At 60.9% G+C, this 24373-nt stretch carries 23 protein-coding genes and 1 tRNA gene; 19 read left to right on the top strand and 5 right to left on the bottom strand.

The genetic code is table 11. The annotated features are described in order from the left end of the window. Positions 1–25 precede the first annotated feature (25 nt). The 8 genes from AC2FM5_RS10460 (at position 26) to AC2FM5_RS10425 (ending at position 7235) form a co-directional block, all read left to right on the top strand. Complete coding sequence (locus AC2FM5_RS10460; protein ID WP_170342830.1) at positions 26–538, top strand: MarR family winged helix-turn-helix transcriptional regulator; 513 nt, start codon at positions 26–28, stop codon at positions 536–538. Next, on the top strand, positions 535–1236 hold the full coding sequence (locus AC2FM5_RS10455) for a response regulator (RefSeq protein WP_170361295.1): 702 nt from the start codon (positions 535–537) through the stop codon (positions 1234–1236). Before AC2FM5_RS10460 ends, AC2FM5_RS10455 begins: the two co-directional genes overlap by 4 nt. A gap of 71 nt (positions 1237–1307) precedes the next feature. Next, complete coding sequence (locus AC2FM5_RS10450; protein ID WP_496735436.1) at positions 1308–2234, top strand: histone deacetylase family protein; 927 nt, start codon at positions 1308–1310, stop codon at positions 2232–2234. Continuing rightward, positions 2231–2473 (top strand): exodeoxyribonuclease VII small subunit, encoded by a 243-nt coding sequence (locus tag AC2FM5_RS10445; RefSeq protein ID WP_005979588.1) that lies wholly within the window; start codon positions 2231–2233, stop codon positions 2471–2473. Before AC2FM5_RS10450 ends, AC2FM5_RS10445 begins: the two co-directional genes overlap by 4 nt. Beyond that, positions 2473–3339 carry a polyprenyl synthetase family protein gene (locus tag AC2FM5_RS10440; RefSeq protein ID WP_170364523.1) on the top strand — a complete coding sequence of 289 codons (867 nt, stop codon included), beginning with the start codon at positions 2473–2475 and terminating at the stop codon, positions 3337–3339. Before AC2FM5_RS10445 ends, AC2FM5_RS10440 begins: the two co-directional genes overlap by 1 nt. Positions 3340–3354: 15 nt before the next feature. Further along, positions 3355–5283: a 1-deoxy-D-xylulose-5-phosphate synthase gene (gene dxs, locus AC2FM5_RS10435; RefSeq protein WP_496735434.1), complete on the top strand. Its 1929-nt coding sequence runs from the start codon at positions 3355–3357 to the stop codon at positions 5281–5283. Between the two features lie 196 nt (positions 5284–5479). After that, positions 5480–5555: transfer RNA gene (locus tag AC2FM5_RS10430), tRNA-Thr, on the top strand. Positions 5556–5690: 135 nt separating this feature from the next. Then, positions 5691–7235: a cryptochrome/photolyase family protein gene (locus AC2FM5_RS10425; protein WP_496735431.1), complete on the top strand. Its 1545-nt coding sequence runs from the start codon at positions 5691–5693 to the stop codon at positions 7233–7235. Here the strand turns inward: AC2FM5_RS10425 and AC2FM5_RS10420 are convergent. Both AC2FM5_RS10420 and AC2FM5_RS10415 read right to left on the bottom strand, forming a co-directional pair. Beyond that, positions 7232–7384, bottom strand: coding sequence for a DUF2256 domain-containing protein (locus tag AC2FM5_RS10420; protein ID WP_217353607.1), 153 nt, complete (start codon positions 7382–7384; stop codon positions 7232–7234). The two genes, AC2FM5_RS10425 and AC2FM5_RS10420, sit on opposite strands and share 4 nt — an antisense overlap. A gap of 6 nt (positions 7385–7390) precedes the next feature. After that, positions 7391–8902, bottom strand: a complete 1512-nt coding sequence (locus AC2FM5_RS10415) for an FAD-binding domain-containing protein (protein WP_496735428.1) — start codon at positions 8900–8902, stop codon at positions 7391–7393. 289 nt (positions 8903–9191) lie between these two features. Between AC2FM5_RS10415 and AC2FM5_RS10410 the strand changes: the two genes are divergently transcribed. From AC2FM5_RS10410 to urtE, 6 genes are all read left to right on the top strand, one after another. Next, positions 9192–9500 (top strand): hypothetical protein, encoded by a 309-nt coding sequence (locus tag AC2FM5_RS10410; RefSeq protein ID WP_170340832.1) that lies wholly within the window; start codon positions 9192–9194, stop codon positions 9498–9500. 287 nt (positions 9501–9787) lie between these two features. Continuing rightward, positions 9788–11062 carry an urea ABC transporter substrate-binding protein gene (gene urtA / locus AC2FM5_RS10405; RefSeq protein WP_170340831.1) on the top strand — a complete coding sequence of 425 codons (1275 nt, stop codon included), beginning with the start codon at positions 9788–9790 and terminating at the stop codon, positions 11060–11062. A gap of 67 nt (positions 11063–11129) precedes the next feature. Next, positions 11130–13085: an urea ABC transporter permease subunit UrtB gene (urtB, locus tag AC2FM5_RS10400; RefSeq protein ID WP_170361281.1), complete on the top strand. Its 1956-nt coding sequence runs from the start codon at positions 11130–11132 to the stop codon at positions 13083–13085. 10 nt (positions 13086–13095) lie between these two features. Further along, entirely contained in the window at positions 13096–14349 is a 1254-nt protein-coding gene (gene urtC / locus AC2FM5_RS10395; protein ID WP_496735453.1) for an urea ABC transporter permease subunit UrtC, read from the top strand. Beyond that, positions 14346–15086, top strand: coding sequence for an urea ABC transporter ATP-binding protein UrtD (gene urtD, locus AC2FM5_RS10390; protein WP_496735424.1), 741 nt, complete (start codon positions 14346–14348; stop codon positions 15084–15086). The genes urtC and urtD overlap by 4 nt, the downstream gene beginning before the upstream one ends. Continuing rightward, complete coding sequence (gene urtE / locus AC2FM5_RS10385) at positions 15076–15783, top strand: urea ABC transporter ATP-binding subunit UrtE (protein ID WP_170340825.1); 708 nt, start codon at positions 15076–15078, stop codon at positions 15781–15783. Before urtD ends, urtE begins: the two co-directional genes overlap by 11 nt. Before the next feature lie 2 nt (positions 15784–15785). Here urtE and AC2FM5_RS10380 read toward each other — a convergent pair whose 3' ends face one another. Then, the gene (locus AC2FM5_RS10380) at positions 15786–16631 is read right to left on the bottom strand and encodes a LysR family transcriptional regulator (RefSeq protein ID WP_170361272.1); all 846 of its coding nucleotides are present in this window, start codon (positions 16629–16631) and stop codon (positions 15786–15788) included. Between the two features lie 86 nt (positions 16632–16717). Between AC2FM5_RS10380 and AC2FM5_RS10375 the strand changes: the two genes are divergently transcribed. From AC2FM5_RS10375 to AC2FM5_RS10365, 3 genes are all read left to right on the top strand, one after another. After that, a complete protein-coding gene (locus AC2FM5_RS10375; protein WP_170419832.1) occupies positions 16718–17185 on the top strand; it encodes a c-type cytochrome in 468 nt (155 codons plus the stop codon). 13 nt (positions 17186–17198) lie between these two features. Beyond that, positions 17199–18098, top strand: coding sequence for a c-type cytochrome (locus AC2FM5_RS10370; RefSeq protein ID WP_496735420.1), 900 nt, complete (start codon positions 17199–17201; stop codon positions 18096–18098). A 201-nt stretch (positions 18099–18299) separates the two neighbouring features. Then, positions 18300–19025 carry a hypothetical protein gene (locus AC2FM5_RS10365; RefSeq protein ID WP_496735417.1) on the top strand — a complete coding sequence of 242 codons (726 nt, stop codon included), beginning with the start codon at positions 18300–18302 and terminating at the stop codon, positions 19023–19025. Positions 19026–19086: 61 nt separating this feature from the next. Here AC2FM5_RS10365 and AC2FM5_RS10360 read toward each other — a convergent pair whose 3' ends face one another. Then, positions 19087–19743, bottom strand: a complete 657-nt coding sequence (locus AC2FM5_RS10360; protein WP_093963999.1) for a response regulator — start codon at positions 19741–19743, stop codon at positions 19087–19089. Next, positions 19740–21065, bottom strand: a complete 1326-nt coding sequence (locus tag AC2FM5_RS10355) for a sensor histidine kinase (protein WP_496735415.1) — start codon at positions 21063–21065, stop codon at positions 19740–19742. The genes AC2FM5_RS10360 and AC2FM5_RS10355 overlap by 4 nt, the downstream gene beginning before the upstream one ends. A 338-nt stretch (positions 21066–21403) precedes the next feature. On the opposite strand from AC2FM5_RS10355, the gene AC2FM5_RS10350 reads away from it, so the two are divergent. Both AC2FM5_RS10350 and AC2FM5_RS10345 read left to right on the top strand, forming a co-directional pair. Beyond that, positions 21404–22672, top strand: a complete 1269-nt coding sequence (locus AC2FM5_RS10350) for a M16 family metallopeptidase (protein ID WP_496735413.1) — start codon at positions 21404–21406, stop codon at positions 22670–22672. A gap of 1 nt (position 22673) precedes the next feature. Then, the gene (locus tag AC2FM5_RS10345; RefSeq protein WP_496735411.1) at positions 22674–24059 is read left to right on the top strand and encodes a peptidase M16 family protein; all 1386 of its coding nucleotides are present in this window, start codon (positions 22674–22676) and stop codon (positions 24057–24059) included. The last annotated feature ends 314 nt before the right edge of the window (positions 24060–24373 follow it).

The raw sequence follows: 24373 nt of genomic DNA, 5'->3' as shown, positions 1-24373 counted from the left end.
GGGCGTGTAACGAATGAGGCCCGATATGTCCGAGATCCGCCCCGCCCCGGTCTTTGGCGGAGAAAGCCTGTTGTTTCTGACGGATGAACAGCTTCGCCAGGGGATCGAGGCGATGTTCTTCGCCTATCGTGGCTTTACCGCCGACCCCGACCGCATCCTAAGCGAAATGGCCTATGGCCGGGCGCATCACCGGGCGATCCATTTCATCAACCGTGCGCCTGGCACCACGGTGAACAACCTGCTGGCGATTCTGGGGGTGACCAAGCAATCGCTGAACCGGGTGCTGCGCACGCTGATCGACGACGGCCTGGTCGAGAGCCGGGTCGGCACCGTCGACAAGCGCGAACGCCACCTGTACCTCACCGAAAAGGGCAAGGCGCTCGAGTCGCAGCTGTCGGACGCCCAGCGCGCCCGGATGCGCGCGGCCTACAAGGATGCCGGCCCCGAGGCGGTTGCCGGATTCCGCAAAGTTCTTGAAGCGATGATGGATGCTGATATGCGTCGGGCCTATACGAAACTGCGGGATTCAACTTCATGAGCGATGTGGACGCCCATCTTCTGATCGTCGATGACGATGAACGCATCCGTGATCTGCTCAAGAAATTCTTGATGCGCAGCGGATTTCTGGTGACGGCGGCGCGTGATGCCGCCCATGCGCGGCGGGTCCTGTCGGGGCTGGATTTCGACCTGATCGTGATGGATGTGATGATGCCGGGCGAGGATGGCGTCAGCCTGACCGGGGCCCTGCGCGAGACGCATAACACGCCGATCCTGCTGCTGACCGCACGCGGCGAGACCGAGCACCGGATCGCCGGGTTGGAAGCCGGAGCAGACGATTACCTGGCCAAGCCGTTCGAGCCCAAGGAACTGCTGCTGCGGATCAACGCGATCCTGCGGCGGATGCCGGAAACCACCGTGCAGGATACGGCTGCCAAGATCCTGCATCTGGGGCCGATCCGCTATGACATCGAACGCGGCGAGATGTGGCAGGGCGAAGAGCCGGTGCGGCTGACCGCCACGGAAAGCCAGTTGATGAAGATCTTCTCGGCTCAGCCGGGCGAGCCGATCAGCCGTTCGAAGCTGGTCGAGGATCTGGGGCGCGACAAGGGACAGGCGCAGGAACGCGCAGTGGACGTGCAGATCACGCGCCTGCGCCGCAAGATCGAGCAGGACCCGAAGCAGCCGCGCTATCTGCAGACGGTGCGGGGTGCGGGATATATGCTGGCGCCGGATTGATTTTGCCGCCGCCCGGCGTTTTCTTGCCTTCGGCGAGGATATTTTTGGCCAGATGAAGTTGGGGGATTTTCATGAAGACCGCTGTTTTGACGCATGCCGACTGTCTGGGTCATGTCACCCCCGAGGGGCACCCCGAACGGGTGGCCCGGCTGGAACATATCCTGCATGCGCTGGAGTCGTTGGACCTGCAGCGGGTGACCGCGCCGCTGGCGGCGGATGATGATCTGCTACGGATTCATCCCGAGAGTTACATCCGCGAAATCCGTGACAGCCGCCCGACCGAAGGGTTCCGCCAGATCGACGGGGATACGTTCATGTCACCCGGCTCGGTCGATGCGGCCTATCGGGCGGCGGGGGCCGTTGTGCGGGCGGTGGACATGGTGCTGGGCGGTGAGGCGCCAAATGCGTTCTGCGCCATTCGGCCGCCGGGCCATCACGCCGAACGTGAAACCGCCATGGGGTTCTGCCTGTTCGGAAATGCCGCTCTGGCGGCGAAACATGCGCTGGATCATCACGGACTGGATCGGGTCGCGGTGGTGGATTTCGACGTGCACCACGGCAATGGCACGCAGGATCTGCTGTGGGACGAGGCCCGGGCGTTGGTGATCACCAGCCAGCAGATGCCGCTGTGGCCGGGCTCGGGACGGCCGGATGAGACCGGTGAGCACGACACCATCGTGAACATCCCGCTGGCCCCCGGCACCGGCGGGGCCGAGATGCGCGCGGCCTACGAGGCGCAGGCCTTTCCTCGGCTGCGCGCGTTCAGGCCCGAGTTGATCATCATCTCGGCCGGGTTCGACGCGCATCAGGACGATCCGCTGGCCAATCTGAACTGGTCCACCGACGACTTCGCCTGGATCACCGCGCAGCTGTGCCGGATCGCCGATGAGCTGTGTGGGGGCCGTATCGTCTCGACTCTGGAAGGCGGGTATGATCTGAACGCACTGGCCAAGGCCACACGCGCCCATGTTGAAGAACTGATGAAGGCAGCCCGATGACCGAGACACCCGTTGAACAGATGACATTCGAACAGGCGATGAAAGAGCTGGAGGCCGTGGTCGGCCAGCTGGAGCGCGGCGACGTAGCGCTGGACCAGTCGATCGCCCTGTACGAGCGCGGCGCCAAGCTGAAGAAACGCTGCGAGGACGAGCTGAAGCGCGCCGAGGAGAAAGTGGCCGCCATCACGCTGGATGCCGATGGGCAGCCCACCGGGACGACCCCTGTCGAAGGCCTGTAATGTTTTCCGAAAGGCTGGTGCAGGATGCGGCGCTGATCCAGGCGCAGTTCGATCTGGTTCTTGGCGCGCTGGACGATGTCGATGTGACCCGCGCGATGGCCTATGCCACGCAGGGCGGCAAGCGGCTGCGCGGGTTTCTGGTACTGGAAAGCGCCCGGCTGCACGGGATGGACGAGACCTGCGCGATCTGGCCCGCGACCGGGATCGAGGCGCTGCATGCCTACAGCCTGGTGCATGACGATCTGCCCTGCATGGACGATGATGACCTGCGGCGCGGTCGTCCGACCGTGCACAAGCAATGGAACGACGGCATCGCGGTTCTGGCTGGCGACGCTTTGCAGGCGCTGGCATTTGAACTTTGCACCCGGCCCGAGGTCGGATCTTCACACGTTCGGGCGGAACTGGCGCTGACCCTCGCCCGGGCCAGCGGTGCGCAAGGCATGGTTCTGGGTCAGGCGTTGGACATCGCTGCCGAATCTGCCGAACAGCCTTTGACCCTGCCGGAGATCACGCATCTTCAGGCCGGCAAGACCGGGGCACTGATCGAATGGTCGGCGTGCGCCGGTGCTGTTCTGTCGGAGGCTGATCCGACCCCATTGCGCCAATATGCCCGTGCGCTGGGTCTTGCCTTTCAGATCGCCGACGACATCCTTGATGTGGAAGGTGACAGCGAAAAGGCGGGCAAACGGTTGCAGAAGGATGCACAGGCGGGAAAGGCGACATTCGTGTCCCTGCTGGGCCTCGACGCCGCCAAGGCCCGCGCGATCGAGCTGATTGATCAGGCCTGCGCCGCGTTGGATGGGTACGGAGCACGGGCCGAAACCTTGAAGGACGCCGCCCGCTTCGTTATTGCGCGTGAAAGCTGAACCGTAAGGGATGCCATGTCAGACCGTCCGAACACCCCGCTTCTGGACCTTGTGAACCGCCCGGCGGATCTCAAGCAGTTTTCGGACGCGCAGCTGCATCAGCTGGCAAACGAGTTACGGGCCGAGACGATTTCGGCCGTCTCGGTGACCGGCGGGCATCTGGGCGCGGGGCTGGGCGTGGTCGAACTAACCGTGGCCCTGCACGCTGTGTTCGACACGCCGCGCGACAAGATCATCTGGGATGTCGGGCACCAGTGCTATCCCCACAAGGTCCTGACCGAGCGGCGCGACCGAATCCGCACCCTGCGCCAGAAAGGCGGCCTCAGCGGGTTCACCAAACGCAGCGAAAGCCCCTATGACCCGTTCGGCGCGGCGCACAGTTCGACCTCGATCAGCGCGGCGCTGGGCTTTGCCGTGGCCCGCGACCTGGGCGGGGTCACGCCCGAGGGGCTGGGCGACGCGATCGCGGTGATCGGCGACGGGTCGATGTCGGCCGGGATGGCCTTCGAGGCGATGAACAACGCCGGCCACCTGAAAAAACGCCTGATCGTGATCCTGAACGACAACGAGATGAGCATCGCCCCACCCGTGGGTGCGCTGTCGAACTATCTCTCGCGCATCTATGCCGAAGAGCCGTTCCACGATCTGAAGGCCGCCGCCAAGGGGGCGGTGTCGCTGCTGCCCGAACCGTTCCGCGAAGGCGCCAAGCGCGCCAAGGAGATGCTCAAGGGCATGGCGGTCGGCGGCACGCTGTTCGAAGAGCTGGGATTCTCCTATGTCGGCCCGATCGACGGGCATGACCTGGACCAATTGCTGCCGGTGCTGCGCACGGTCAAAGCGCGGGCGACCGGGCCGATCCTGATCCACGCGCTGACCAAAAAGGGCAAGGGCTATGCCCCGGCCGAACAGGCCCGCGACAAGGGCCATGCCACCGCCAAATTCGACGTGGTGACCGGCAAGCAGCAGAAGGCGCCGTCGAACGCGCCATCCTACACCTCGGTCTTCGGCAAGACCCTGGTGGACGAGGCCAGCCGCGACGACAAGATCGTGGCGGTGACCGCGGCGATGCCCGACGGCACCGGGCTGAACCTGTTCGCCGAACGCTACCCGTCGCGCTGTTTCGACGTGGCGATTGCCGAGCAGCACGGGGTCACTTTCTCGGCCGCGCTGGCTGCGGGCGGGCTCAAGCCGTTCTGCGCGATGTATTCCACGTTTTTGCAGCGCGGCTATGACCAGGTGGTGCACGACGTGGCGATCCAGCGCCTGCCGGTGCGCTTTGCCATCGACCGCGCGGGGCTGGTGGGTGCTGATGGCGCGACCCATGCCGGGTCGTTCGACATCGCCTACCTGTCCAACCTGCCGGGCATGGTGGTGATGGCCGCCGCCGACGAGGCCGAGCTGGTGCACATGGTCGCCACCGCCGCTGCCCATGACGACGGCCCCATCGCGTTCCGCTATCCGCGGGGCGAGGGCGTGGGCGTCGATCTGCCCGAACGCGGGCAGGTTCTGGAAATCGGCAAGGGCCGCCTGATCCAATCGGGGGCGCGGGTCGCGCTCCTGTCTTTCGGCACGCGCCTGGCCGAGGTGCAGGAGGCCGCCGAATCGCTGGCCGCACGCGGCATCACCCCGACCATCGCCGACGCCCGGTTCGCCAAGCCGCTGGACCGCGACCTGATCCTGGACCTGGCCGCCAACCACGAGGCGCTCATCACCATCGAAGAAGGCGCCATCGGCGGGTTCGGCAGCCACGTGGCACAACTGCTGGCGGATGAGGGCGTGTTCGACCGCGGACTGAAATACCGCTCGATGGTTCTTCCGGACATTTTCATCGACCAGGCCAGCCCCGCCGACATGTACGCGGTCGCGGGCATGAACGCCGAAAATATCGAAGCCAAGGTGCTTGCCGTTCTGGGCATCGCATCAATCGGCGAAAAACGCGCCTGATCCCGACCGGATCGTCGGTTGCCCTCATCCAGAACGGCACTCGGTTCGAACGGAGGGTATACAAGGCCAGTCGCCCACCAACAAAACCTCACATCGGGGTCAATAACCGGTCTTGCCTACGCCCGTGGGACGGTTTAAACGATCCTTCGCACCGCATACCGCGCCCCCACGGGAACGGGTGCGCGTCGAAAAATGGGCCGCTGTAGCTCAGCTGGTAGAGCACGTCATTCGTAATGATGGGGTCGGGGGTTCGAGTCCCTTCAGCGGCACCATAGCTTCTCGGAACAGACTTCGGTGGTTTGCCGCCAGTTTTCCCGTCTGTTGCTTAGGTTCTTCAATTTATCTGCCGTGCAACCTTTCCGGAAGTTTGGGTTGCTCATCCGCGTGGCGGCCCTAACTCGACGAAAATGACGCAGTCAAACGAACGCTCCCACAGCCGACTGATCTTGGTGCTGGGCGACCAACTGAGCCAAAACTTGAGCGCCTTGAGTAAGGCGGAGAAGGCGCGCGACACCGTGTTGATGGCCGAAGTCGCGGACGAGGCCGGATATGTTCCGCATCACAAAAAGAAGATTGCGTTTGTCTTTTCGGCGATGCGCCATTTCGCACAGGAACTCGGTGCGGCGGGGTGGCAGGTTCGCTATATCAGACTGGATGACCCTGACAATACCGGCTCCATCACAGGCGAGATCGCGCGGGCCATCGCGGATCTGTCTATTGAGAGCGTTCAGGTGACCGAGCCCGGCGAGTACCGGCTGAAAACCGCCTTGCTGGAATGGGCGGACCAAAGCCAAGCCGATCTACATATGCTAGAAGATGACCGGTTTGTCGCCACGCCCCAGGAGTTTTGCAATTGGGCGGACGGACGAAAGCAGTTGCGGATGGAATATTTCTATCGCGAGATGCGGCGCAAAACGGGGCTGTTGATGAACGGCGACCACCCCGAAGGCGGGCGCTGGAACTTTGATGCGGAAAACCGCAAGCCCGCCACGTCCGATCTGTTCATGCCCCAACCGCCCCGATCCGACCCGGATGACATCACCACCGAGGTTCTGAGCCTTGTCGAAACCCAGTTTGGCGACAACTTCGGACAACTGCGCCCGTTCTGGTTCGCGGTGACCCGCGCCGGCGCGCTCGAGGCGCTGGACCATTTCGTGGAACACGCTCTGCCTCTGTTCGGGGACCATCAGGACGCAATGCTACAGGCAGAACCGTTCCTCTATCACTCGGTCCTGTCGCATTACCTGAACGCGGGTCTGCTGGGGCCGATGGAGATCTGCCGGCAGGTCGAGCGTGCCTACTATGAAGGCCGCGCGCCTTTGAATGCGGTCGAGGGCTTTATCCGTCAGATCATCGGCTGGCGAGAATATGTTCGGGGCCTCTATTGGCTGAACATGCCCGGGTACACGGAGCGCAACCATTTCGGGGCAACCCGCCCGCTGCCGGATTTCTACTGGACGGCCAAAACGGAAATGGCCTGCATGGCGGCCGCAATCGGGCAGACGCGCGACCACGCCTATGCCCACCATATCCAGCGTCTGATGGTGACTGGCAACTTCGCGATGCTGGCCGGGGTCGATCCGCACGAAGTCCACGAGTGGTACCTCGCGGTTTACGCCGATGCGTATGAATGGGTCGAGGCCCCCAACGTGATCGGAATGAGCCAATTCGCCGATGGCGGATTGCTTGGGTCAAAACCCTACGCAGCAAGCGGAAACTACATCAACAAGATGTCGGATCACTGTTCGCATTGCCGCTATGACGTGAAACGCAAGTTCGGTGCGAATGCCTGCCCATTCAATCCACTGTATTGGGATTTCCTCGCACGCAACGCCGACAAGCTGCGTGGCAATCCCAGATTGGGCCATGCCTACCGAACCTGGGACCGGATGGACCCCGAAAAACAGGCCCAATACCGCGACAGCGCGCGCGAGATACTCGAGAGCCTCTAGCGTTGGCCGGTCGAAGATGATCGGGCTCGGCGGCAACGCTGCGAGCAGTGGCGGACCTCGTCCCAGACCTTGGCCCATTTTCGCCGCCAGGTGAAAGGACGCCCGCATGTGGCGCAGGTTTTCGTCGGAAGATCCGACTTTTTCCGCATCCGCATCTAGTCCCCCAGATCCAATGACAATTGCGCCGGGTTGCAGGTGGTCGCACGGCTGTTTCCTTTCCGCAAGCGCCCTTTGCGGCTGCCATGCCGGGCCAAGACCTTCGCAGCCTCGTCCCGGAAACCTTCCCCGCGCCGCACCGCCCAGATCCGATCCCGGGCGAATCGGGCCGCCGCGACGTGATCAACGATGGGCATCGGGTAGCGTTTGCCCAGCACGGCACCTGCATTCTTGGCCTTCCACGGCTCTTGCAGATGGCGATCCGGGATATCCGCCAATTCCGGCAACCAACGGCGGGTAAAAGTCCCGGTCGGGTCCTGATCATGGCCCTGCTTCACCGGGTTGTAGATCCGCAGCGCGTTGATACCCGTGGTGCCGGCCTGCATCTGCACCTGGCTCCAGTGGATGCCCGGTTCGTAATCGGTGAACAGGCGGGCGAGAACCTCACCGGGCGCGCGCCAGTCAAGCCACAGGTGATAGCTGGCCGTCGCCATCACCATCGCGCGCATTCGAAAGTTGAGCCACCCCGTTGCCCGCAAGTACCGCATGCATGCGTCAACAAATGGCAGGCCGGTCTCACCGCTGGCCCAGGCCTCCAGCCGATGCGAATCCGGGGCCGAGGGGCGGATCCCGTCATAGGCGCAATGCACGTTCTGGAACTCGATCCGGGGGTCATCCTCCAGTTTCTGGATAAAATGACAGTGCCAATGCAGCCGACCTTCGAACGAGGACATCGCCCCCCGCCACTGTTTGTCGGAGGTGTGGCTCAACGCTTTTTGCCGCGCCCATGTGGCCTGCATCACCTCGCGCATCGACAGCGTTCCCCATGCCAGATGCGGGGACAGGCGCGAACACGCGTTTTCCCCCAGCTGAGGTGAGGACATCGCGCTGCGATAGGTCCGGCCGCGCGTGCTCAGGAATGTGGTCAACCGGTCCGACGCCGCCGTGTGGCCGCCCGACTGGCGCCGTGGACATGGGTCCGGGCGCAACCCCAGTTCCCTGTTGGACGGGATCCCACCCGGGTCCATCGGGATGGGCCGCAATATGGGTGCGGGCGTGATCGGTTCGCTCATGAAGCGATCCCACTCTTTGGCCCAGCCATCGCGCGACGCCAGACGGCGGCGAACCCCGTGATTGCGCGGTTGGTGCCAGGGAATGCCCCGGGTTTGGCACCAGGACGCCACGCGTTTGTCCCGCTGAAAGGTCCAGTCGTTTCCCGTTTCTTCATGCGACCACAGGGCCGTGAGGTCGAAACTCTGTGCAAGATCGTCCAGGACCGACAGCATCTCGCCCGTCCGTACGATCAGGGGCTGGCCCAATTCCGCAAGCTGACTGCGCAGCTCGACCAAGGTTTCGCGGATGAACGCCCATTGGCGAGCGGACATGTCGGGTTGACGCCAAAGATCGGGTTCAACCACGTAAAGCGGCACCAGCGCCCCCCGCTGTGCCGCATGAGCCAGGGCACGATTGTCCTGCACCCTGAGATCCCGCTTGAACCAAACGATCTGCAAAACCGTTCTCCGAACCAAATCTGGGCAATAGCTAGTCTGGTCCGGCCAGCCCTCAAACGGGTTCAATACGCCCCGGTAGGACCAGGACGCAAATGGCGCGCGGAACCGGTTCCGTCATGACCCGTTGCGACCGAAGCCTGTCGGGAAATGGGCAGGCCAGTTCACAAAGCGCTGCCTTGACGGGCGCTTTTTCGGTTGCAATGATCAAAACATGGGCGCTTTGAAAACTATTTTCGTTTCAGCACTATGCACTTTCTCATCCATCGGATTGCTTCATGCTGAAACCGACATGGTCAAATCGTTTGCCGGCTGCGCCGGGCGTTTTTCGGCCGAGATGGAGCATGCCTGGCTTCTGAACGACCCCAAGGCGCAGGACTATGAGTTGCTTCGCGGCGGTTTCGTGTCCTTGCTTGAGGCGACCGTGACTGCAGAGGAGGCCGAACTGGTCCTGAGCCACCGGGTGAACTCAAAACACGCCCATGCGCGCTTGCTCCATACGGCGACCTTTGGCTCGGACATCACGGCGGCCAGCGCCGCGCGGCAGACGGCCAGCGACCTTCTGGATCAGTGCAGCCTGCTGATACTGGGCGGCGTCTGAGACCACCCTTCGCTGCAGCGCCGCATTTTTGGGCGAACCATGCGGCACCGCCGCAAATTTGGGCAACACGCTGAATCAATCCAAAAACTCGCACCACCGGACTCTGAGCCTCGGCAAAAGCTGACCTAGCAATGTGGTGCGCCGAAAGACGGCTTGGAAAATGTGCGAAGGTGCCCGGCCTAGGAACCTGATGACGCCCTCGCACACCGCAATTAAGCGTGGGGGGTATATGGGATGTTTCGGCGTTCCGGACAAGCCTGCTGCGCATCGCACAAAAGGAAACGCTGATGCACTCCAAACTACTCAACACTACTGCTGCTGTATTGTTCGCAACCGCCCTGCCCGCACTGGCCGATTGCCCGATCAAAGTGGGCGTTCTGCACTCATTGTCCGGTACGATGGCCATCTCCGAGACCACGCTGAAAGACACGATGGAGATGCTGGTCGAACAGCAGAACGAAGCTGGTGGCCTGCTGGGCTGCGAGTTGGAAGCCGTAGTTGTCGACCCCGCCTCGGACTGGCCGCTGTTTGCCGAGAAAGCGCGCGAACTGCTGACCGTCCATGAAGTTGACGTGATCTTTGGCAACTGGACATCGGTCTCCCGCAAATCCGTGTTGCCGGTCATCGAAGAGCTCAACGGTTTGCTGTTCTATCCGGTTCAGTACGAAGGCGAAGAAAGCTCGAAGAACGTCTTCTACACCGGTGCCGCACCGAACCAGCAGGCGATCCCCGCAACGGACTACTTCCTTGAGGAACTGGGGGTCGAGAAATTCGCCCTTTTGGGCACCGACTACGTGTATCCGCGCACGACGAACAACATCCTCGAAAGCTATCTGAAGCAGAAAGGCATCGCCGAAGAGGACATCTTCGTGAACTACACCCCCTTTGGCCATTCCGACTGGTCCAAGATCGTGGCGGATGTCGTTGCGCTGGGCGCGGACGGCAAGAAAGTCGGCGTTATCTCGACCATCAACGGCGACGCGAATGTGGGCTTCTACAAGGAACTGGCCGCCGCAGGTATCTCGGCGGATGACATCCCAGTAGTTGCCTTCTCGGTCGGCGAGGAAGAATTGGCCGGTCTGGACACAACCAACCTTGTCGGGCATCTGGCGGCGTGGAACTACTTCCAGTCGGCAGAGAGCGAAGCGAACGAGGCCTGGGTTGCCGCCTGGAAAGCCCGCATGGGCGAAGATCGGGTGACCAACGATCCGATGGAAGCGCATTACATCGGCTTCAACATGTGGGTTAACGCCGCGACCGAGGCGGGCTCGACGGATGTCGATGCCGTGCGCGCAGCCATGTACGGCCAGGAATTCCCGAACCTGACGGGCGGCACGGCCGTCATGCTGCCGAACCACCACCTCGCCAAGCCGGTTCTGATCGGCGAAATCCAGGAAGACGGTCAGTTCGACATCATCAGCCAGACCGAAGAGGTTCCGGGCGATGCCTGGACGGACTACCTGCCCGAATCCGCGGTTCTGATCTCGGATTGGAAAGAGCTGGGTTGCGGTATGTACAACACCGAAACGAAAAGCTGCGTACAGATCAAATCGAACTACTAAGATCTGAACCGGAATACCTCGGGGCGCATCACATGTGCCCCGGGGCCCAATGCCGAGGTCTCCCCAAATGACGCTTTCGATTTGCCGGGCTTTGCTTGCCCTGCTGCTGTTCGTGGCCCCTGGTCTTTTGCAAGCCCAATCCTCCGACGCGCCGGTCCAGAAGCTTTTGCAGGCCCATGCGGAGGTCATTCAAAAATCCTCTCGCAAGACGATCGGCCCTGCGATTGACGCCCTGGCGCAGAGTGGATTGCCCGAGGCACAAACCGTTCTGGAGCGGTGGCAGGCCAAGGACATGTGGTTCAACCGGGATACGGGCCTTTTCGTTTTTGCGTCCAAAGCCGATGGCGGTTTGCGGGTTTTCGACATCTCGGATGGGGCCGAGATCGGTGTCGTCGACAAGAAAAACTACAAACAACTCAAGCCGAACTCGGGCATTCGCGGGTTGATCGCTTCGGCGCTGGTGCAGTTTCAATTGAACGACCCCGACCCGCTGAACCGAAGCGCAGCGCTGACGGCGATCGAGCGGGACGCGGAACGCTCGCACCTATCCGCCCTGCGCGGCGCCATTGCCGGAGAGCAGGACGCGGATCTGCGGGCCCGCAAGGACCGGCTCGAGCGTCTGTTGACGATCCGGTTTGATGATGACGCGGTCGCAAGGCTGGCTGCAATCGACAGCTTCGCCGGCGATCTGGGCGTTGACGTGCGCGCAACGCTCAATCCCCTTGTTGCATCTGAAATCAAGGTGTCCGACACGGCTCCGGATGGCGCTGTGACCATCGAGGCCGGGTCGGACGAACTGACACAGAAACAGGCCTATGACCTGTTGGTTGAGAACGGGTTGGCACCGGCCCTGGTGGACGACGGCACCATCAAAGAGACCCTGATTTCGAATATCGACGGTGACAGGGTCGCAGGCGTACAGGTGGCAAGTCTGGACGAAGATGCGGCACGACAAGCGGCATACCAGCTGCTGGCCGATCAGGGGCTCGCCGCTCCGCTAGTGACGCAGGACGACATCGCAGAGGCTGTGCAACAGTACAAGTTCTACCGAGTCTACACCTCGGCGCCGTTGCCGGTGGCGCTGGCGGCGCAGGCCGTGCTGGACAATATCGAGACGCAAGTCGCTCTCAACCAGACGGCGGATCTGGTTCTGGATGCGCTGTCGCTCGCCTCGATCTATTTCCTTGCCGCCATCGGCCTTGCCATCACTTTCGGCGTCATGGGCGTCATCAACATGGCGCATGGTGAGTTCATCATGATGGGCGCCTATACCGGATATGTGGTTCAACTGTTCATTCCGGACCTGACCCTGTCGATCATTGTCGCCATTCCCTGCGCATTCCTGGTGACCTTCGGCGCCGGTGTTCTGCTGGAACGTCTGGTCATTCGCTGGCTGTATCACCGTCCGCTGGAGACGCTGCTTGCGACCTTCGGGGTTTCCATCGCGCTGCAGCAACTGGCCAAGAACATCTTTGGAACCCAGGCGCGTCCCCTGACCGCCCCGGCCTGGCTGGACGGTTCGATGGTGCTGAACGATATCGTCTCCATCAGTTACATCCGCATCGCGATCTTTGTTCTGGCGCTGCTGTTCCTCGCGCTTTTCCTCATCGTCATGAACCGGACCCGGCTGGGGCTTGAGGTGCGCGCCGTGACGCAGAACCCGCGCATGGCTTCCTCGATGGGTATCAATCCCGACCGGATCAACATGCTGACCTTCGGCTTTGGCTCGGGCATCGCGGGCATTGCCGGCGTGGCAATCGGGCTTTACGCAAAGGTCACGTCCGAGATGGGTTCCGACTATATCGTGCAAAGCTTCATGACAGTGGTCGTGGGCGGTGTGGGCAACATCTGGGGGACGCTGCTGGGGGCCACGATGGTCGGCACGCTGCAGAAGGGGATCGAATGGTTCAACCCGTCCAATACCCTGGCGGCGCAGACCTACATGATCCTGTTCATCATCCTGTTCATTCAATTCCGGCCGCGCGGCATCATCGCGCTCAAGGGTCGGGCGGCGGAAGCGTGATATGGTTGACATGACATCCACAGCCAGCCCGATGCGAAAGCCATTTGTGCTGCGCTATCCCTCGGTCGCGATCTTTCTGATCGTCCTGGCGCTGTTCACGGCGACCATAACAGTGCTGGGCGAAGGGTTCGGGATCGGCCTGATATCCACCAGCTTCGTCAAGACATTGGGCAAGACCCTCTGCCTGTGCCTTGCGGCCCTGGCGATGGACCTGGTGTGGGGCTACACGGGCATCCTGTCCCTGGGGCATATGGCCTTCTTCGGAATCGGCGGATACGCCATCGGCATGTGGCTGATGTATGCGCGGACCGAGATCATCGTGATCGAAAGCCTCGCGTCCTCGGCCTTGCCACCAACGGCCCAGGAAATCTCTGACGGTATCGCCACCCAGATCTTCGGCGTCGTCGGCGCATCCGAGTTTCCACCGATCTGGGCTGTTGCGCATTCGCTGCCCTTGCAACTGGCTGCGGTCGTACTGGTGCCCGGCTTGCTGGCCCTTGTGTTCGGGTGGCTGGCCTTCCGCAGCCGCGTGACCGGGGTCTACCTGTCGATCCTGACACAGGCGATGACGCTGGCGCTGTCTCTGTACCTGTTTCAGAACGACAGCGGACTGCGCGGGAACAACGGCCTGTCCGGTCTGCAGAATCTGCCGGGTCTGGATTCGGTGCCGCAATCGACGGTTTCGATCCTGTTCTTCTGGGCGTCGGCCATGGCGCTGGGGTTGGGCTATCTGGTCTGCGCCTGGATGGTGTCCGGCAAGTTCGGATCGGTCATTCGCGCCATCCGGGACGACGAAAGCCGGGTTCGGTTCCTTGGGTATTCGGTCGAAGCCTACAAGCTGTTCATCTTCACCTTCACCGCCGTGATCTGCGGCATCGCAGGTGCCCTGTATTACCCCCAAGCCGGCATCATCAATCCAGCCGAGATCGCGCCCATTGCATCAATCTACCTGGCTGTCTGGGTGGCGATCGGCGGACGGGGCCGTCTGTACGGAGCAGTGATCGGCGCGGCATTCGTTTCTCTGCTGTCCACCTGGTTCACGGGTGGTCAGGCCCCCGACATCTCGCTGGGGTTCTACACGATCCAATGGGTCGACTGGTGGACCATCCTGCTTGGGCTGTCATTTGTCGCGGTCACGTTGTTTGCGCCTCGGGGCATCGGCGGTCTGATCGACAGGTTTGCCGAACGGCGCGCCCCGGATCGCCACGGCGCCGATCTGGGCCCGGATCTTGGGTCGTTGCGCGAAAAGGAGGCCGACGAATGAGTACGTTGCTTGAAGTCTCCGGCGTGTCCGTAACCTTCGACGGATTCAAAGCCATCAACAACCTGACATTTCAGATTGGCCCAGCCGAAATGCGCGCGGTCATCGGCCAGAACGGGGCGGGCAAGACGACGTTCATGGACATCATTACCGGCAAGACCAAACCGGATGACGGCCATGTTCTGTGGGGCGACAAATCCGTGTCGCTCCTGTCGATGAGCGAAAGCCAGATTGCCCAGGCCGGCATCGGCCGAAAGTTCCAGCGCCCCACCGTCTTCGAGGACCAGAGCGTTCGCGAGAACCTGATGCTGGCCCTCAGGAACAAACGCGGCCCGCTGGCGGTCCTGCGGTTTCGGGCCGGACAGTCGGATCATCAGAAGGTCGCTGACCTGGCCGAGGAAATCGGACTGCAGAATGCCTTGAACCGCAAGGCGGGTGAGTTGAGCCACGGGCAGAAGCAGTGGCTTGAGATCGGCATGCTGCTGGCGCAGGATCCGCAGTTGCTGCTGGTTGATGAGCCGGCCGCCGGAATGACCCCCGCCGAGCGTGAGCACACGACCGACATTCTTGTCGCGGCCGCCAAAACCCGCGCCGTGGTGGTGGTTGAACATGACATGGAGTTCGTCCGCCGCCTGAACTGCAAGGTCACGGTGCTGCACGAAGGGTCAGTTCTGGCCGAAGGGTCGCTGGACCACGTCACCAATAATGACAAAGTGATTGAGGTGTATCTTGGCCGCTGAGCTTCTGGAAATCTCGGACCTGTCCCTGCACTACGGCGGCAGCCAGATCCTGAGCGGGATCGACATCACCGCACGTCAGGGTCAGGTCACCTGCGTGATGGGCACCAACGGCGTCGGCAAGACCAGCCTGTTGAAAGCCATCTCCGGAACGCACCCCCGCAGCGGCGGTGAATACCGGCTTGGCGGCGAGCAGATCGGCAAGGCCACATCCTATGAGCTGGCTCGAAAAGGTGTGGCTTATGTTCCGCAAGGACGAGAAATCTTTCCGTTTCTGACGGTCCGCGAGAACCTGGAAACCGGTTTTGCCTGCCTGCCCCGCAGCGAACACAGGATACCTGATTACATCTTCGAACTGTTCCCGATTCTCAAAGAGTTCCTGTCGCGGCGCGGTGGTGATCTGTCAGGCGGTCAGCAGCAGCAGCTCGCAATTGCGCGGGCCTTGATCACGAAACCCAGGCTGCTTTTGCTGGATGAACCAACCGAGGGCATCCAGCCCAACATCATCAAGCAGATCGGCGAAGTCATCCGCCTGTTGCGCGATCAAGGTGAGATGGCGATTGTCCTGGTCGAGCAGTATTTTGATTTCGCGTATTCTCTGGGCGACAGTTTTCTGGTGCTGGAACGCGGGTCGCCATTCCTGAAAGGATCAAAATCCGAACTTGGTCAGCAGCAGCTCAGGGCGGCCGTTTCGGTTTGATCTTACCGGCCCAGTGCTTCGGGCAGGTGTTCCACCAAGGCCCGCTGCACGACGGCAAACCGCGGTGTGCGCGCAATCTCTTCAAGCGTGGCAACCCACAGAGGAACCTCGATTTTCGGATCGATGTCCGGCGCCCGCCGCAACCGCGGGTCCGCATCACCGATGAACGTCGGCAAAAATGCCTTGCCGACACCTGTCGCAGCCATCTGCTGGAGCACAAGGAAACTGTCCGCGCCGATGGTCGTGTCTTCATCCCGCACATGTTCGGCCATCCATCTGGCCGGGACCGAACCGCTCAGCGCCCCGTCCAACCGCATCCATTTTCGGTTGGCGGACCCATCGTCGTAGACCCCGAAGGCCAACGCGCCAGCCCGCTCGCCCACCAAGTCTTCGCCCAGGCGTATTGATGGACGCACCGCAATGTCCGCGGTCAGCCGCGACAGGTCATGGTGATTGTTCCCGCTCAGCAGACTCAACTCCAGACCCGGATAAAGCGCAGAAATGCGGTTCAGTATCCCGGGCAAAACAAGCTGGCAAAGGCTGTCGGTCGAGGCAATCCGCACCCGCCCGGTCGGCGAACGGTCCGCGCCCACGATTGCCCGTTCAACCGAAAGCACCGCATCCTCGACATTTTCCATGGCAGAAAGAATGGCCCGGGCCTCGGGCAGCGTGCTGTAGCCCGTCGGGTTCTTTTGAAAGATCACGCACCCATGGCGTCGTTCAAACGCGGCCACCCTGCGCAGCACCGTTGCATGGGTCACGCCCAGCGCTGTGGCCGCTGCATTCAACGAGCCGTGCCGGCTTACGGCGAGTGCGTATCGGATGTCATCCCAGTTTTGATTGTTCATAAGTTAACAAGAAACGCAGAGAAATAAACAATTACAAGAAATTTCGATCAAGCTACCATTCGGCACATTCATGTGGGAGAGATACCATGATCAAGAAATTCTCAATCCTTGCGGCGAGTTTGTTTTCTGCGGCCGTTATTGGCACGGCCGTAGCCCAGGAAAGCGAAAACCCGGCCGTCAAGGCGCGGAAGGCCGTCATGCAGCTGTATGCGTTCAATCTGGGCACGCTTGGCGGCATGGCCAAGGGCGAGGTGGAATACAACGCCGAGGCCGCGACGCGCGCGGCAAACAACCTGGTTGCCGTGACGCAGATCGATCAGTCGGCCATGTGGCCAGCCGGGTCCGACAATGTCTCCGACCCATCTTCTCGTGCGCTTCCGGCGATCTGGGAGAACTTCCCGGATGTCAGCGCCAAGGGCAAGGCAATGGCTGAAGCCGCGGTTGCGATGCAGGCCGCCGCCGGGCAAGATGTCGAAGCGCTGAAAGCAGCGATGGGACCATTGGGTGGAGCCTGTTCGGCATGTCACAAGGCATACAGAGCCCCAAAGAACTGACAAGGCCCTGACGGTGCGGCGGCTTCTGTCGATTGCCGCGGTCGTGGCCGGGCTGACCGGTCTGGTTCTGACCCGACCGCAACACGTCGATCCGGCCGAGTTGGACGGTATTGCCCCTGATCTTGTCAGGGGCGAGACCGTGTTCTTTGCGGCCGGATGCGCCTCGTGCCATTCAGCGCCGAACTCCGAGGGTGAGGAAAAGCTGGTGCTGGCGGGCGGACGCCGGTTCGAGACAGATTTCGGTACGTTCATAGCTCCGAACATATCCAGCGACCCAGAAGCCGGGATTGGGTCATGGTCGGCGCTGGAACTGGCGGATGCCCTGATCTACGGAACCGGGCCGGACGGGCAACACTATTACCCGGCCTTCCCTTACACGACCTATACGAACATGACGCCGGAGGATGTCGTGTCGCTGCGCGCATTCCTCGGCACCCTGCCGGCCGCCTCGCAGGAAAGCAGAGCGCACGAGGTCGGTTTCCCCTTCAACATCCGGCGAAGCTTGGGCGGCTGGAAGCTTCTCTACCTTGAACCAGGGTGGGTGGTGGACGGTAATCTTGATGTGCAGCAGCAGCGCGGACGCTACCTGGTCGAAGCCTTGGGCCATTGCGCCGAGTGCCACACGCCCAGAGATGGCCTTGGCGGCTTGAGCCGGGATCAATGGCTGACGGGTGCGCCAAATCCCAGCGGAAAAGGGCGCATCCCCGGCCTGACCACCAACCACCTGGATTGGTCCGAAGCCGACATCGCCGAATATCTGAAGTCCGGTTTCACTCCGGACTATGACAGCGCCGGCGGAGAGATGGCCGAGGTCATCGAGAACACTTCCCGTCTGTCCGATGAGGACCGGTTGGCGATTGCCGCATATCTCAAGGTTGTTCCGGTACCGGCCAACGACGCCACAACAGACTGAGCCGACGCCCACATCCCCCGGCAACCTACGAGCCTTGGCGATTCGTCTGGCGGCGTGATCTTGGCACCTTGGGCCTTTTCGCTTCACCTTTCGGACCTTTGGTTGGAAATTCGTCAGACCTAAGCCCGATGTGAACTGGTCCAACCCGGCTTAGCCTCCCTACGACAACCAGACATTTGTCGAACAGCAAAGGGGGCTGAAATGATTGCGAACCGGAAACTGGGACAACTTCTCAGCACTGTGGCACTGGCGACGTTGATTTCGGCGGCGCCTTACACTCCCAAGTTCAGCACCGAGGGCGGCTTACAGCTTGAGCCCGCTTACGCGTTTGCCAAAAGCGGCAAAGGCAAAAGTGGCAGCGGTCGGGACGACGATGATGACGATGACGATCGGGACGATGATGACGACGATCAGGATGACGACGACGATGATGATCGGGATGATGACGACGATGACGACGATCGATCAAGTCGCAGCGGCAGCAAAAAGGGATCGTCGCAATCCGGAACCACCCCGACCGGGTCGGCCGGCATAACCAAGGTCGAGACAACTGCGAACGGGATCGAAGTTCGCTATGCGGACGGAACAAAGGAAGAAATCGAAAACGGCAGATACGAGAGAAAGAATGCTCAGAATCGGACCGTTGAGGAACGGCCAGCCACAGGTGCCGATATCTCAAGGCTTCGTTCCCTGGCGAACGGCATTTCGATCAAGAATGTAAGCGCATCCGGGCAAGGTGGTACGGCCGGAAGCCGCCCCACAAAGATCGAACGTCAAGGCAACAACATCGAAGTCAACTACGCCAACGGCTGGAAAGAAGAGATCGAGTTCGGGCGCTACGAGCTGAAAGACCCCTTCAACCGGACCGTTGTGGAAAGAACAGCCACGGCCGCAGACATCCGGAGGCTGCAATCGGTCGCGAACTGACGAACAGCGCGAATTTCCCGGACGGTCTCTCGGTCGGAGAGGCCGTTTCGGCGTTCACAGGCTATGCGGGCTTGTTTTTCTTGCCCCACGCGTCGTGCGCGATAAGCGCGGCCTCGACCCGGTTCCGCGCGTGCAGCTTGGACAGGATCGCCGTCATATAGTGTTTCACGGTCTTTTCCTGAAGATCCAGTTCCACGGCGATCTCGCGATTGCTCAAACCCTTGGCCACGCGCCTGAGTATCTCCTCTTCGCGATGCGTGAGATCATCCAGGACATCGCTGCTGTTCGCAGGGCTTGCGTCGTTGTTGATCTGAAGCAGTACCCGCGAAGCCAGCCCCGGCGAAACGAACCCCTCCCCCGCGGCGATGCTGCGCAGGGAGGCGGTCAGTTCGCTCGCGGTTACGCCTTTGACAATATACCCAATCGCTCCGGCCTCTAGTGCATCGGCAACATCGCTGCTGTTCTCCGAAACCGTCAGAATCGCGATGCAGGGCGGTTTTTCCATTGCGGCGATCCGGCGTGTCGCGTTGATCCCACCGCCGGGCATCGAGAGATCGAGAATTGCGATGTCGGGCTGGTGCTGAGCGACAAGCGCAACCGCTTCGTCGGCGCTGGATCCGGCCGCGAGAACTTCGAACCCTTCTGCCTCATCCAAGGTCCGCCGCAGCCCATCCCGGAAAATCGGATGATCATCTGCTATGACAAGTGTCTTGGTCATGGTGAGCTCGTTTTGTTGGGAAACAGGGTCATTTCGACGGTGGTGCCCTGACCGGGACTGGACGAGACCTGAAACCTGCCGCCGATGCTTTCGACCCGATCGCGCAGCCCCAGCAGCCCCTGGCCGCCATCATCGCGCAGAACGGTACCGTCCAAAGGATCAAAGCCGGGTCCATCGTCCTTGACCTGAATGACAATGCAATCGTCGCGAACATGGCAGGTGACGCTGCAGCGGGACTGCGGGGCATATCGCGCGGTATTCGAGAGTGTTTCCTGAAGAAAGCGGAAAACGCACAGTTTGTCAGACACCGACAAATTCGGCATGTCACTGCCATGAAACGAGATTTCAGGCCGCAACGGGCTGTGCTCCGCGTGGTCCTCGACCGCTCTTTTCACGACATCAATCAAGGTCAGGTTGTCGATATCGGGCGCAGACAGCCCCCGGGACAGCGCGCGGATTTCGGTCAAGGACTTCTGCAGCGACTGCTGGATTTCCTCGGCCTCCTTCGGTTTTGGGGATTTGTCCGAAAACGCGGCCTCCAACCGAAGGGCGGCAAGTGAAAGGTACTGCGCCGGGCCGTCATGAAGTTCGGCGCCGAGTTTCTTCAGAAACCCGTCCGTCTGCGCGGCATACCGCCCCGAGGCCTCGACCACCCGCGACCGCAGCATCGCATTCTGCGCCGCCATCCTTTCGCTTTCCGCCAGCCGTTTCTTCAATAGCCTCGCCTGCCGCCGGATGGTGTTGTCCCCGATCGCAACGATGCAAAAAAGGACAACCGTGCTTGCCAGAAAGGCGGAACCGACCACCAACCAGCTTGTGCGCCTGGCTTTTGCCAGATCCATCTCCAATTGATCGGCCCTTTCATAGAACTCGGCCACGGCAATGATTTCACCGGACCACAGTTCACGAATGGGGCTGTAGACCTCGAGCAGCGGTATCCCCAAGGCCGCTTCGGCAGCGCTTTCATCGTGATCCAGTTCCTCGAACGAGCCCGAGATTTCGCCGATCCAGGCGCGCTGAAGGTCACCCGTCGGCTCGAAACGGTTACCGATGATGCTTGTGTCCGAGGCGTGTACGACCACACCACCCTGCTTCCAGAACTTGTATGATACGATACGATCGCGCATCGGCTGGGTCATGAAAATCTCGTCCAGCGCCCGCCTCGCCTGCTCGGACAGGCGGTCACCCAACGCCAGTTCCTGGCTGAGAGGTGAGACGATGCTTTCCATATACAGCGCCGCCGAATTGGCCGAGTTCTGCACGACCGCATTCTGGATTCGATTTGAAACCCACACACCGACGATCGCGGTTGCAGATCCCATCACAAGGATGCTTGCCGCAAGAAAAACTCGCGACAACGACCAATTCCCAATCGTCAGCTCAGCAACTTTCGTCCTCATTGTGGTCCCGACTATGACCCACAATCGAAAACCGCACCACAGACCTTGGTCTGACGTGATCCAGTTGTTCGCCCCAGCAAGCCCCGCCCGCAGCCCCAGAAGCACACCCCGACTTGCGATGCCTATTACGACTTGAAAAACACTCCGCGCCCCGCAAGCATTGACGCAACCGTTACCCCTTTGGTTGAGCGTCGGTTGACCGGCGTTTCTGCGAAAATCTAATAGTTCAAAGGATTTTGATGCGCGCCGCCGTATTTTTCTTGTCGATCGTCTTTTTGGTTTTGTCCGGATCCGCTCAGGCTCAGAGCATCATTCCGCTTGCCCAGAAGGGCGGGCTGCACGCGGCATATGTGGTTCCAGTGGACACCTTCGACCGCGTGGATGTTCAGTTGATTGTTCTTTCGGGGTCGTATGACGACCCGGACCCGTCCGGCACAGCCCATCTGACCGAGCATCTCGCCGCGTTCTCGGCCGACGCCACCATTCTCAGAAAACCGCGTGAACGCGACATCTACGCCACCACGCACAATGTCGCGACCGTGTACACGAATTCCGGGCTGCCATCCGAGGCGGAGATGTTGTTGCGGCTTTCCCGGGCCGTTCTGGACACGCCATCCGTATCCAGGCAATTTGCGGAGAGCGAAGTCGCTATCGTCCAGCGGGAAACCTTGCTGCGTGAACGGCAATATCCTTTTCGCTGGCTCAGCCGAATGGCACTTCAAAACCTCTACGGCACCTTGCGCGGCCGGGCAGACAACACCGTCGAGGATCTGCCCAAGCTGAGCCTCGAGAAGGCCTATCAGTTTCACAAGGAACACTATGTGCCGTCCAACGTGACGTTGATTGTCTCCGGAAACATTGAACCAGCCCGGGCCGAAGAACTGGTGGCGCGGGTGTTTGGCGATACCGAACCATCTGACGCTCCGAAAAAACCGTGGTTGGATCAAAAGCCGGATCCCGAGAAACAGTCCGTCGTGCGCCTGCAGTCGGATCGGTTGCAACGCGACACCGTGCTGTTCGCAAAATTCGTGGAATTCGAAGACCGCTCCACGAGCATCGACATGCAAGGCGCGTTCTTCATCGCAAGCGGGATCCTGAACGAACGGATCGCCAAGGTTCTACGCCACAAGGACACGCGGATACTCAACCATGGCGTCAACTGGTATTTTGCGAAGAATGCCGATGTTGAACTGGTGATCGACCTGCAACTCATGCCCGGCTTCAGCGTGGATGAAGCCAAGGATCTGCTGACCGAAACCTTGGCTGGCTTGCTGGACGAGCCGATCAGCAAATACGAAATTCATCAGCTCCGTCAAAAGGAAGTGGTCTGGTCCCAGAACATGGCCCGCCGTCCTTCGGCCTTTCTGTGGTTTCTGCAGAACGTCGCCGCCGACGGATTCCCGCCCATCAGCCCGTCGGTCTTTGCCGAAACGCTGAGCAACACCACAGATCAGGAAGTTATCGATTTTGCGGAAAAAATCTTGCAGCCCTCGGCGACATCTTTCGTTCTTGCAGAGAAAGCCGACTGACATGCGCGTTTTCAAGGGCCGGCTTCTCGCAGCTCTCTTTGCGGCGCTTACCTTGCTGCCGGGTGAGCGGGCACAGGCGGAACTGATTGCGACTGCAGGCGAAACGAAACTGGTCGAGCTCTCTCCGCTTGAGAACGGCACGTCCGCGCTGACCCTGGTTTGGACGATTGACCACCCGACGCTGGACCGCACTGCCGCCATGTCCGCCGCCATTGCGAGCGTGGTGACAGGTGGGACCTCGACCCGCTCATCCTACGAAGTCAGTTCGTTCCTGAAGCTGAAAGGTGTCGAACAGAAAATCGGCAGAAGCGGCAAGAACCTGACGCTCACCGTCTCGGCGCCAAGCGAAGTCTTCCCGGAAGTCCTGGTGCACCTCGAGAACGTATTGCTCGAACCCCGATACACACCAAACTGGTACGCACGAGAGCTTGAGACGTCTCGCCCAGTTATCTCGACCAGAACCAGACAGCCGTCGGATGTGTTGAACGAGGTTACCAATTATCTGGAATTCGACCCTGCCGCCACGGACGAAGAAACCCTTGAAACCGACTTTCAGTTCGGACGACCAGATCAGGTCATCCTCAGATCAGAGGACGAAGAGGTAACGCGCCGCACCGTCCGATTGATCAATTCGCTGCCGGGGGCGCGGTTCCGGCTGGGGCGCGCCCTGAGCAAATGGGCCGAAGGGTGGACCGGCGCGAACGGGGCGCCCTTTGCCCTGCCCAAAGGTATCGTGCATCTCGCCGATCCCGACGCATCCGAAATGTTGATCCTGCTTGCCAATGCAAAGGCGTTTTCGAACGCACGGGACCAGCTTGGCTCGAACCTTCTTGTTGACTATATCGGCGCCAATCAAGGCTCGGAGATGTTTCGGGTCATCCGCCAGTCCATGCGTGCATCCTACGATCCACGTTCGGACTTTGTGGTCGTGGGCAAGAACAAGGCCGTGATCGCGCTGAGCGCGACCGTCGAAGCCAGCGCATGGCCCGTGGTCCACGGCAAGATCATGGAAATCTATCAAGGCGTCCGCAACGGAGGCGTTGTCCCGGAAAGTCTGGAAATCCAGAAAGATCGGTTGGACCGCACCTACTATCACAGATTCTTCACAGACCCTGACTGGGGCGCGCGCCAGTTTCTGGACGAACATCCTGACGGCGTAGAAGGCGAAATCACCCTTCCACTGTTTGAGGCATTCCGGACAGTCTCGACCGAAGAGACGATTGAGAACGCCGATACGCTGTTGCCCCCGGTTGAGGAGTTCCTGGTGATCTTGATCGGAGGAGGTGTTTCCCCGTCGGCCGACATGCGGTCGGACGGGTACTGTGCCCTGCCCAAAGGCGCACCGATCAGGGATTGCCTCAACAAGCTGTCAAACGCGGAATACTGACTGTCCGCGGGCCAATGCTGCGGTGCTTCAAAGACCAGATGATCCCCGCGATACATCGTCTCGAAGGTACCGCGGGATTGACCCTTTGGGATTGTCTGTCGGTCACGTAAGCTTGGACTTGCCTGTCGCGCAGCAAGGAGAACGCAATGCGTGTTCTTGAAATACTACCTTTCGTTGGTCTGTGTTTGGTGTTGGTATCGCCACTTCCCGGAAGTGCGGCCCCAACGGCAGCAGAGTGCAATAGTGCGGGAGGAAAAACCGTCACGATCAAGGGAAAGACCGCTTGCGCGTTCGCGGGCGGAGCATGCCCAGAG

The sequence above is a fragment of the Ruegeria sp. BHSA162 genome (assembly GCF_059613385.1).
This window is presented reverse-complemented; position numbering and strand designations above follow the sequence as displayed.

Bases quoted from the DNA above. Each gene is read 5' to 3' on its own strand.
- AC2FM5_RS10460 (WP_170342830.1), top strand. From the start codon at position 26: ATGTCCGAGATCCGCCCCGCCCCGGTCTTTGGCGGAGAAAGCCTGTTG.
- AC2FM5_RS10455 (WP_170361295.1), top strand. From the start codon at position 535: ATGAGCGATGTGGACGCCCATCTTCTGATCGTCGATGACGATGAACGC.
- AC2FM5_RS10450 (WP_496735436.1), top strand. From the start codon at position 1,308: ATGAAGACCGCTGTTTTGACGCATGCCGACTGTCTGGGTCATGTCACC.
- AC2FM5_RS10445 (WP_005979588.1), top strand. From the start codon at position 2,231: ATGACCGAGACACCCGTTGAACAGATGACATTCGAACAGGCGATGAAA.
- AC2FM5_RS10440 (WP_170364523.1), top strand. From the start codon at position 2,473: ATGTTTTCCGAAAGGCTGGTGCAGGATGCGGCGCTGATCCAGGCGCAG.
- dxs (WP_496735434.1), top strand. From the start codon at position 3,355: ATGTCAGACCGTCCGAACACCCCGCTTCTGGACCTTGTGAACCGCCCG.
- AC2FM5_RS10425 (WP_496735431.1), top strand. From the start codon at position 5,691: ATGACGCAGTCAAACGAACGCTCCCACAGCCGACTGATCTTGGTGCTG.
- AC2FM5_RS10420 (WP_217353607.1), bottom strand. From the start codon at position 7,384: ATGCGGAAAAAGTCGGATCTTCCGACGAAAACCTGCGCCACATGCGGG.
- AC2FM5_RS10410 (WP_170340832.1), top strand. From the start codon at position 9,192: ATGGTCAAATCGTTTGCCGGCTGCGCCGGGCGTTTTTCGGCCGAGATG.
- urtA (WP_170340831.1), top strand. From the start codon at position 9,788: ATGCACTCCAAACTACTCAACACTACTGCTGCTGTATTGTTCGCAACC.
- urtB (WP_170361281.1), top strand. From the start codon at position 11,130: ATGACGCTTTCGATTTGCCGGGCTTTGCTTGCCCTGCTGCTGTTCGTG.
- urtC (WP_496735453.1), top strand. From the start codon at position 13,096: ATGACATCCACAGCCAGCCCGATGCGAAAGCCATTTGTGCTGCGCTAT.
- urtD (WP_496735424.1), top strand. From the start codon at position 14,346: ATGAGTACGTTGCTTGAAGTCTCCGGCGTGTCCGTAACCTTCGACGGA.
- AC2FM5_RS10380 (WP_170361272.1), bottom strand. From the start codon at position 16,631: ATGAACAATCAAAACTGGGATGACATCCGATACGCACTCGCCGTAAGC.
- AC2FM5_RS10375 (WP_170419832.1), top strand. From the start codon at position 16,718: ATGATCAAGAAATTCTCAATCCTTGCGGCGAGTTTGTTTTCTGCGGCC.
- AC2FM5_RS10365 (WP_496735417.1), top strand. From the start codon at position 18,300: ATGATTGCGAACCGGAAACTGGGACAACTTCTCAGCACTGTGGCACTG.
- AC2FM5_RS10360 (WP_093963999.1), bottom strand. From the start codon at position 19,743: ATGACCAAGACACTTGTCATAGCAGATGATCATCCGATTTTCCGGGAT.
- AC2FM5_RS10355 (WP_496735415.1), bottom strand. From the start codon at position 21,065: ATGGGATCTGCAACCGCGATCGTCGGTGTGTGGGTTTCAAATCGAATC.
- AC2FM5_RS10345 (WP_496735411.1), top strand. From the start codon at position 22,674: ATGCGCGTTTTCAAGGGCCGGCTTCTCGCAGCTCTCTTTGCGGCGCTT.